The 8,802-nt window shown below is 45.1% G+C and carries 6 protein-coding genes; 5 read left to right on the forward strand and 1 reads right to left on the reverse strand.

Annotated features, from left to right (window positions below; all coding sequences use genetic code 11):
* Positions 1-116: 116 nt before the first annotated feature.
* Entirely contained in the window at positions 117-722 is a 606-nt protein-coding gene (locus tag Q5691_RS26890; protein WP_333311422.1) for a pentapeptide repeat-containing protein, read from the reverse strand.
* Positions 723-857: 135 nt separating this feature from the next.
* Between Q5691_RS26890 and purL the strand changes: the two genes are divergently transcribed.
* From purL to Q5691_RS26915, 5 genes are all read left to right on the forward strand, one after another.
* Positions 858-3,419 carry a phosphoribosylformylglycinamidine synthase subunit PurL gene (gene purL, locus Q5691_RS26895; RefSeq protein WP_333348217.1) on the forward strand — a complete coding sequence of 854 codons (2,562 nt, stop codon included), beginning with the start codon at positions 858-860 and terminating at the stop codon, positions 3,417-3,419.
* Between the two features lie 199 nt (positions 3,420-3,618).
* Positions 3,619-5,367 (forward strand): bifunctional serine/threonine-protein kinase/formylglycine-generating enzyme family protein, encoded by a 1,749-nt coding sequence (locus Q5691_RS26900; RefSeq protein ID WP_333348220.1) that lies wholly within the window; start codon positions 3,619-3,621, stop codon positions 5,365-5,367.
* Positions 5,368-5,570: 203 nt separating this feature from the next.
* Positions 5,571-5,786, forward strand: coding sequence for a hypothetical protein (locus tag Q5691_RS26905; protein ID WP_333106499.1), 216 nt, complete (start codon positions 5,571-5,573; stop codon positions 5,784-5,786).
* A gap of 5 nt (positions 5,787-5,791) precedes the next feature.
* A complete protein-coding gene (locus Q5691_RS26910) occupies positions 5,792-6,196 on the forward strand; it encodes a hypothetical protein (protein WP_333348223.1) in 405 nt (134 codons plus the stop codon).
* A gap of 270 nt (positions 6,197-6,466) precedes the next feature.
* On the forward strand, positions 6,467-8,488 hold the full coding sequence (locus tag Q5691_RS26915; RefSeq protein WP_333348225.1) for a bifunctional serine/threonine-protein kinase/formylglycine-generating enzyme family protein: 2,022 nt from the start codon (positions 6,467-6,469) through the stop codon (positions 8,486-8,488).
* The last annotated feature ends 314 nt before the right edge of the window (positions 8,489-8,802 follow it).

An 8,802-nucleotide genomic window follows, 5' to 3' on the forward strand; every position in this document is an offset into this window, starting at 1 on the left:
TTTGGTAAAAATTGTAATCTCACACTTTTTTCATTATAACCGATAACTAATCAACTTATTTATTTTTCATTCCTTAGTCATCCGATTTTAGATTTTAGATTTTAGAAGCAGGTTGTCTACCACGGCAAGCCTCGCGCATCGGAAAAATCGGCATCTAGAACCGCCCCCGGATCGAAAACAGCATCAGTTAAATCAGCTTTTCTAAACGACGTTACCGACAATTTTTCTATTTCTTCAACAGCAATAAAAAAGCCGATCGCAGTTAACCCAAGAATTACCCCAGAAACTAAAAATAAGACAATTCCCCTGATAGTATCTCCGCCCAAAAATGTCACAATACCGCTAGCGCCGATCGCAGCAGCAGCCCCAGCCACAGCCCCAGCCACAATTCCAGCCTCGCACCGAGTCGCAGCAATCGCCGTAGCAGCCGTTCCAGCCACAGCCACAGCCCCCGCATCCGCCCCGGCTATCAGTCCAGTCAAAGCCCCAGCCGCCGTCACTGTTACCGCAGTTACCCCAGCCCTAGCAATCAAATTTCTTACCCGCCTGCGGCTTTGTCCGGTTCGGACACCCTGAAAATTTGCCCCCCTCAAAATCGCCCCGGTGAAATTGCAGCCTCGAATGTCGCAACCGCTGAAATTCGCCCCAGATAAGTCAAGCCCTTTAAAAGAACGGTTCCGCAAGTTTTGGTTAGCAAAATTGAGATTTCGAGGTAAAGTCATTCGATTTTAGATTTTAGATTTTAGATTTTAGATTAACCAAGCAAATGCCTGGGATTTTAGATTTTAGATTATAGATTTTAGATTAACCAAGCGCAGGGCATTTAGAATAAAGCCTGTGGTTTATAACGAGTTTCCATGTCTCCCATCTCCGAATCTCCATTTTCCCCCCAACAAATTGCCGCTGAAAGACTCACACCAGAAGAATATCAAGAAATCGTTCAGCGTCTTGGCCGCCATCCTAATAAAGCTGAATTGGGAATGTTCGGCGTCATGTGGAGCGAACACTGCTGTTACAAAAATTCGCGGCCACTATTAAAACAGTTTCCCACAGAGGGCGATCGAATTCTCGTCGGGCCTGGAGAAAATGCCGGCGTCGTAGACTTGGGAGACGGCTTGCAACTCGCCTTCAAAATTGAATCGCACAACCACCCGTCAGCAGTCGAACCTTTCCAAGGTGCAGCAACCGGTGTCGGCGGGATTCTCCGCGATATCTTCACAATGGGTGCTCGCCCGATCGCACTTTTAAATTCCCTGCGTTTTGGTAACTTAGACGATGCCAAAACTCAGAGATTGTTCAAAGGCGTAGTATCGGGAATTTCCCATTATGGAAATTGCATCGGCGTACCCACAGTAGGCGGCGAAGTTTACTTCGATCCTGCTTATTCCGGCAACCCATTAGTTAACGTCATGGCCTTGGGTTTAATGGAAACTCAAGAAATCGTCAAATCCGGCGCATCCGGCATCGGAAATCCCGTGCTTTATGTCGGTTCAACTACCGGGCGAGATGGCATGGGAGGAGCAAGTTTTGCCAGTGCCGAATTGACAGACAAATCAATGGACGATCGCCCCGCCGTCCAAGTAGGAGATCCATTTTTAGAAAAATCCTTAATTGAAGCTTGTTTAGAAGCATTCAAAACCGGCGCAGTCGTCGCTGCCCAAGATATGGGTGCGGCGGGAATCACCTGTTCCACATCAGAAATGGCAGCCAAAGGCGGCGTCGGCATTGAATTTGATTTAGACAAAGTTCCCGTTCGAGAAAGCGGTATGGTTCCCTACGAATACCTGCTGTCGGAATCTCAAGAACGGATGTTGTTTGTTGCCCAAAAAGGACGCGAACAGGAATTAATCGATATTTTCCACCGCTGGGGATTGCACGCGGTTGTAGCGGGTACAGTGATTGAAGAGCCGATCGTCCGAATTCTCTTTAAAGGCGAAATCGCTGCCGAAATTACCGCGACCGCTTTGGCAGATAACACGCCAATTTATCACCGAGAACTGTTGACAGAGCCGCCAGAATATGCTAAAAAAGCATGGAAATGGACGGCGGATTCGCTGCCACAATCCACAGTTACAGGTATCGAAATTAACGGTAATTTCCAAACTTGGAATCAGATTTTGCTGACACTTTTAGATACTCCCACCATCGCTTCTAAACGCTGGGTTTATCGCCAATACGACCATCAAGTGCAAAACAATACTGTTATTTTACCTGGTGGTGCAGATGCTGCGGTTGTCAGATTGCGTCCGCTAGAACCCTGCCACTCTTCCCTTGCTAACGGGTTAGAAGTACACCCCCTTGCTAAGGGGGATCTACTGAGAGAAAATGCTGTTTCTCTAGCTTCCGAAAGCAAACAGGAAGAAGAGGTAATTCCTCTATTTACAAAGGCACAAGGTAGGGAAACTCCAAAAGTTTCTCCCCCCCTTAGCAAGAAGGAAGCGCCCTTGGGGATGATTCCTGGAGTTGCTGCAACGGTTGATTGCAATTCTCGTTATGTTTATCTCGATCCTTATGAAGGTGCAAAAGCAGTCGTAGCGGAAGCAGCTAGAAACTTAAGTTGTGTGGGCGCTGAACCTCTGGCAGTTACTGATAATTTGAATTTTGGCAGTCCCGAAAAGCCGATCGGATATTGGCAGTTAGCGTCAGCTTGTCGCGGGATTGCTGATGCTTGTCGGGAGTTGGGAACGCCTGTTACTGGTGGCAATGTTTCTCTTTACAATGAAACGGTTGATGCTGAGGGAAATCCTCAACCAATTTATCCGACTCCGGTAATCGGAATGGTGGGGTTAATTCCCGATTTAAAGAAGATTAGTGGCCAAGCTTGGCTAAAGAAAGGTGATTTAATTTATGTGCTGGGAATGGGGGAATCATCCCAAAACTCAGAACTTTCATCTGAAAACTCAAAAATCGCAACTTCTCCTACTTTGGGAGGTTCGGAATATTTAGCGGCAATTCACGGGATTGTAGCTGGGAAACCGCCAAGGATAGATTTTGAGTTGGAAAGAAAAGTGCAATCGGTTTGTCGCGATGGAATTCGGCAAGGTTGGGTATGTTCTGCCCATGATTGTGCGGAAGGTGGAATTGCGATCGCCCTCGCGGAATCTTGTATTTCTGCTAAAATGGGTGCGGAAATTCATCTCAGTTTCAACTCGGCAAATGTCAGCCGCTGGGATGAAATTTTGTTTGGTGAGATGGGCAACTGCATTGTAGTTTCAGTCGCACCGAAAAATCAAGAAATTTGGGAAGCTTACCTGCAAGAACATTTGACCAAAATGTGGCAGAAAATTGGTTTAGTTTGCTGTGCTGAATCACCTTTGCGGGTGGTGACTGCTGACAATCAAGTGTTAATTGAGGTTTCGATGGGTGAGATGGGCGATCGGTTCTATAATGCGATCGAGCGTCGGATTGCATCTGTCTAATCGCATTCCATATAAAGGGCGGTTGAAACCGCCTCTACACAGACGAAACCCGCCGACGCGGGTTGAAAATTTTCAGTCCGCGCAGGCGGAGTTTGTTTGTGCAGAAGCGATTTCAAACGCCCAATTAATTGCCCAATTAATCGTCGGGTCAATCGCCCAGTCAATCTATACAATATAAACAGTATCATTCCTAAAATAAATGATTTGCTGTATCAATCCCAACTGCGAAAAGCCTGAGAACCCCGACGGACAAACATATTGCATCAGTTGTGGTGTTAAACTCGTACCCATCCTGCGAAATCGTTTCCGCATGATCAAATTCCTCGGTCAAGGTGGCTTCGGCAGAACTTATTTAGCAGAAGATATTGATAAACTAAATCTACCCTGTGTCGTTAAACAATTAGCACCAAATGTCCAGGGAACTTGGGCGATTAACAAAGCGGTAGAATTATTTCAGCAAGAAGCCAAACAACTACAACAGCTAGGACAACATCCCCAAATTCCATCACTAGATGCCTATTTTGAACAAGACAACTATCTGTATCTCGTACAACAGTTTGTCGATGGGGACAATTTGTTAAACCTTTTCCAAAATCAAGGAATTTGGCCAGAAAACCAAGTTAAGCAACTATTACTCGAACTTCTACCTGTTCTCAACTTTATTCACGAACAAAAAATTATTCACCGAGATATCAATCCTCAGAATATTATGCGCCGTCGCAGCGACGGTGTATTAATGCTGATTGATTTCGGAGTTTCCAAACAGTTGTCGGGAACAGCGATGTCGAGACTGGGAACGCAAATTGGTACGCCTGGTTATTCACCATTTGAACAAATGAAAGGGGGTGAAGCTTATCCAGCCAGCGATTTGTTTAGCTTGGGGGCGACGGCTTTTCATCTACTGACGGGGCTATATCCTTTTGATTTGTGGGTGGATCAAGGTTATAGTTGGACAGGAAATTGGCAGCAACATTTGAAAAGTCCCATAGAAAAGGGATTGGAATTGATTTTATCTAAGTTGTTGGCAAAAGATATTCAGCAGCGCTATCAATCAGCCGAGGAAGTTTTAATAGATTTTCAACATCACTCAAGACAAACTCCCCCACCGACACCAACTCCCGCGCCGACTTTAAAAAGGTTTGACTTTGACCCGGTGACAGTTGAGGTGCGGGGTAATATAAGTAGCCGTCAACGCTGTCAAGCACAATTTTATAGTGAAAATTTAGGTAGCGGTGCAATCTTAGACATGGTAGCAATTCCTGGTGGCAGTTTCGTGATGGGTTCCCCCAATACGGAAGCAGGGCGAAGTAACAATGAAGGGCCGCAGCGTACTGTTAATATCTCTCCTTTTTTTATGGGTAAATATCCCATTACTCAAGAACAGTGGGAAGTAGTGATGGGGAATAACCCTTCTGATATCAAAGGTTTGAAACGTCCTGTAGAACAAGTAAGCTGGAATAATGCTCTGGAATTCTGCCAGAAAATTTCTCAAAAAACCGGCAAGATTTATCGCTTACCTTCGGAAGCCGAATGGGAATATGCTTGTCGCGCCGGAACTACAACGCCTTTCTATTTTGGCGAAACAATTACCCCAAATTTAGTTAATTATGATGGCAATTATCCCTACGGTGCTGCGCCGAAGGGACGTTACCGCAAACAAACAACGGATGTGGGGAGTTTTCCGCCGAATCCGTTTGGTTTGTATGATATGCACGGGAATGTTTGGGAATGGTGCAGCGATAAATGGCACGATAATTATAGTGGCGCACCGACTGACGGAAGTTCTTGGGAAACTGCAACGGATAATAAGCGGGTGCTGCGTGGTGGTTCATGGAACAACCATGCGCTCTATTCCCGTAGTGCCGATCGTGACAGGAATTCGGCGGGCTACAAGTTGAGGAACTGGGGTTTTCGTGTGGCGGTAGCTTCGGTTTCTTCCTCGTCCTAGTTTCCGCGTAGTAGTGGTAGGGTGCGTCGCATTGAACAATCTACAAATCAAATCCACAATCTCGCAGCGACGCACCGCGAGAGTCAGTCAGGTGCGTCGCCATCTCAAACCTGTAAATTCCATCGAATATCCCACAGATCCGCACCCTACAAAAACTGTTGACCTGCTATCATCAAGATAGACGCATCGTAGGAAAACAACCGATGACACTAACAGAATTACTCCCTACCATTAGAAAACTGTCTGCGATCGATAAACGAGAGTTAATCCGTATTCTCATGGCGGAAGAAGATATCAGTGAGAATATTTTTCCTTTGGAACCTTACAAGACTTACTACTTACCAACTCCCTACGATACTTTTGGCGCTGGTGCAGCTTTGATGCAGGCAATGAATCTGGCTAACAGCGACGAAAAGTGAGTATTATGCGATTTCAATACTCTACCAATCACCCCTCTCAAGATGAGTTTGACAGCTTACCGCGCATTCCCTTGATTCTGCGCCACAATAACCAGAGAGTCGAAGTTGTTGGGTTAGTAGACAGCGGTGCAACAGTGAGTGTATTGCCTTACCAAATAGGAATTCAGCTTGGCTTAGTGTGGGATGACAGCAAAGCCATTATTCGACTGGCCGGTAACGTGGGTAATCAACCAGCGATGCCAGTATTTTTCAGGGCTGAAATAGGGGAGTTTGCTCCGGTAAGATTAGTATTTGCTTGGGCAAAAAGTGATAGTGTATCATTGATTCTGGGACAGACAAATTTTTTCTTAGAATTTGACGTTCACTTTTATCGTTCTCGGCTTGAGTTTGATATTGAGCTGAAGCGTTAATTTTTACCATAATTTATTGGCACGGTTCACTCCTGTCATACTTATCCTTCAATTCAGTCACAGCCAACTATAGCTACACAATGTGGCTAACGCAGAATTAAGACAATTGACAGAAGATAAAAGTCATATTTTATCTACTTTGTCCTATCCTTTTCAAAATCAAGCAGGTTTGGTTGAGACAGGTTCTTCGTCCCTTTTCTACTTTCGACTGGAAGGGAATATTTGTATCGAAAGTCCTATACAATATAAACAATATCATTCCTAAAATAAATGATTTGCTGTATCAATCCCGATTGCCCCAATCCTCAAAACCCGGACGGGCAAACATATTGCATCAGTTGTGGCCTTCAACTCGTACCCATCCTGCGAAATCGCTTCCGCATGATCAAACTCCTCGGTCAAGGTGGCTTCGGTCGAACCTATTTAGCAGAAGATATTGATAGACTAAATCAACGCTGTGTCGTTAAACAATTAGCACCCGATGTCCAGGGAACTTGGGCGATTAACAAAGCGGTAGAATTATTTCAGCTAGAAGCTAGACAACTACAACAGCTAGGACAACATCCCCAAATTCCCTCCCTTGATGCCTATTTTGAAGACAACAAATATTTGTATCTCGTACAGCAGTTTGTGGATGGGGATAATTTGTTGACGCTTTTCCAAAATCAGGGAATTTTGCAAGAAAGCCAAGTTAAGCAACTATTACTCGAACTTTTACCTGTTCTCAACTTTATTCACGAACAAAAAATTATTCATCGAGATATCAAGCCTGAGAATATTATGCGCCGTCGCAGCGACGGTTTGTTAATGCTGATTGATTTCGGAGTTTCCAAACAATTGTCGGGAACAGTGATATCGCGACAGGGAACGCAAATTGGTTCCCATGGTTATGCACCGCTTGAACAAATGCAAGGCGGTGAAGCTTATGCAGCCAGCGATTTGTTTAGCTTGGGGGCGACGGCTTTTCATCTACTGACGGGGGTACATCCTTATGGTTTGTGGACGGAACACGGTTATAGCTGGACTGCAAATTGGCAGCAATATTTGAAAAGTCCCATAGACAAGGGATTGGAATTGATTTTATCTAAGTTGTTGGCAAAAGATATCCAGCAGCGCTATCAATCAGCCGAGGAAGTTTTAAGAGATTTTCAACGTCAGTCAACACAATCTCCCGCACCGACACCAACTCCCACAATTCCTGTGATTCCACAGCACTCTTTGCCGTTACGAACTAACACAACAAGGCGAGGTTTCTTGCAATTAGCGGGTTTTGCTGGGGGAGGATTTGCATTAGCTGTGCTGGGCCAAAGTTTGTTGAACAACAAAACTTCTTCATCTTCACCAAATCTTCCACCTTCATCCAACAAGGCGGCCCCATCTCCTAAATCATCTCCAAAAACTACAGCCAAAAGTTCATCGCCAAAACCATCTCCACAATCTGTAGCAGAAAGTCCATCGCCAAAACCATCTCCCAAACCATCTCCCAAACCCGCACCAGAAACTCCAAAACCTACGCCATCTTCCAATGCTTTAAAAAGCTTTACTTTTGAAACAGTGACAGTCAACTCAACGGGGCAAATTGCCAACCGCCGTCAAGGAAAAGCACAGGCTTTTATAGAAAATATGGGGAATGGTATTACTCTAGATATGGTAGCAATTCCTGGTGGCAGTTTCGTGATGGGTTCCCCCGATACGGAAGCCGGACGAAGTAGCTATGAAGGGCCGCAGCGTACCGTGAATATCCCTGCTTTTTTTATGGGTAAATATGAGATTACTCAAGAACAATACCAAGCGGTGATGGGAAATAACCCTTCTGAGTTCAAAGGTGCGAAACTTCCTGTCGAAAAAGTAAGCTGGAATGACGCTGTGGAATTCTGCAAGCGGCTTTCTAAAAAAACAGGCAAGACTTATCGCTTACCTTCAGAAGCGGAATGGGAATATGCTTGCCGCGCCGGAACTAAAACACCTTTCTATTTTGGTGAAACAATTACCCCGGATTTAGTTAATTATAATGGCAATAATCCCTACGCTGGGGCATCGAAGGGACTTTACCGCAAACAAACAACTGATGTCGGGAATTTTTCACCCAATGCTTTTGGACTTTATGATATGCACGGAAATGTTTGGGAATGGTGCAGTCATCCCGACAACGATCAAAGCGATCGCCGGGTGCGGTGTGGCGGTTCCTGGAAGGACGCTGCGGTGAATTGTCGCAGTGCGTATCGTCTTAGCAATTCGGCGGGCGATCGTTACTCGGACATCGGTTTTCGCGTGGCTTTGGTTTCCGCGTAGTCTCGGGTTTTCGCTTCTTTGCTGTAGTCTCCCGCGAGGACTCTTATTTTAAGACTCGGCTGTTTCAACCTGGTTTATAAATATAGTCCTGGACGCATCAAAACCTTCATAACCGGGCTTTTTGCGGTTTGTAGCGCTTCTTCTGGGCCACAAAACCAGGTTCCTAACCACCCGCGCATAAGTCCTATAATAGGGCTTGCTGAATAATCGATCGCACATCAAGAATAAGAGCGATCAATATCTTCAAGCCGAGTTAAATATAAGTTTTTTCTGTATCGATTCATCCCAATTATAATTGTAGATTATCTTCCACG

The sequence above is a fragment of the Microcoleus sp. w1-18aA5 genome, from assembly GCF_036701705.1.
Taxonomy (GTDB): Bacteria; Cyanobacteriota; Cyanobacteriia; order Cyanobacteriales; family Microcoleaceae; genus Microcoleus.

Excerpts from the sequence above, each read along its gene's own strand:
- Q5691_RS26915 (WP_333348225.1), top strand. The coding sequence starts at position 6,467 with ATGATTTGCTGTATCAATCCCGATTGCCCCAATCCTCAAAACCCGGAC.
- Q5691_RS26890 (WP_333311422.1), bottom strand. The coding sequence starts at position 722 with ATGACTTTACCTCGAAATCTCAATTTTGCTAACCAAAACTTGCGGAAC.
- purL (WP_333348217.1), top strand. The coding sequence starts at position 858 with ATGTCTCCCATCTCCGAATCTCCATTTTCCCCCCAACAAATTGCCGCT.
- Q5691_RS26910 (WP_333348223.1), top strand. The coding sequence starts at position 5,792 with ATGCGATTTCAATACTCTACCAATCACCCCTCTCAAGATGAGTTTGAC.
- Q5691_RS26905 (WP_333106499.1), top strand. The coding sequence starts at position 5,571 with ATGACACTAACAGAATTACTCCCTACCATTAGAAAACTGTCTGCGATC.
- Q5691_RS26900 (WP_333348220.1), top strand. The coding sequence starts at position 3,619 with ATGATTTGCTGTATCAATCCCAACTGCGAAAAGCCTGAGAACCCCGAC.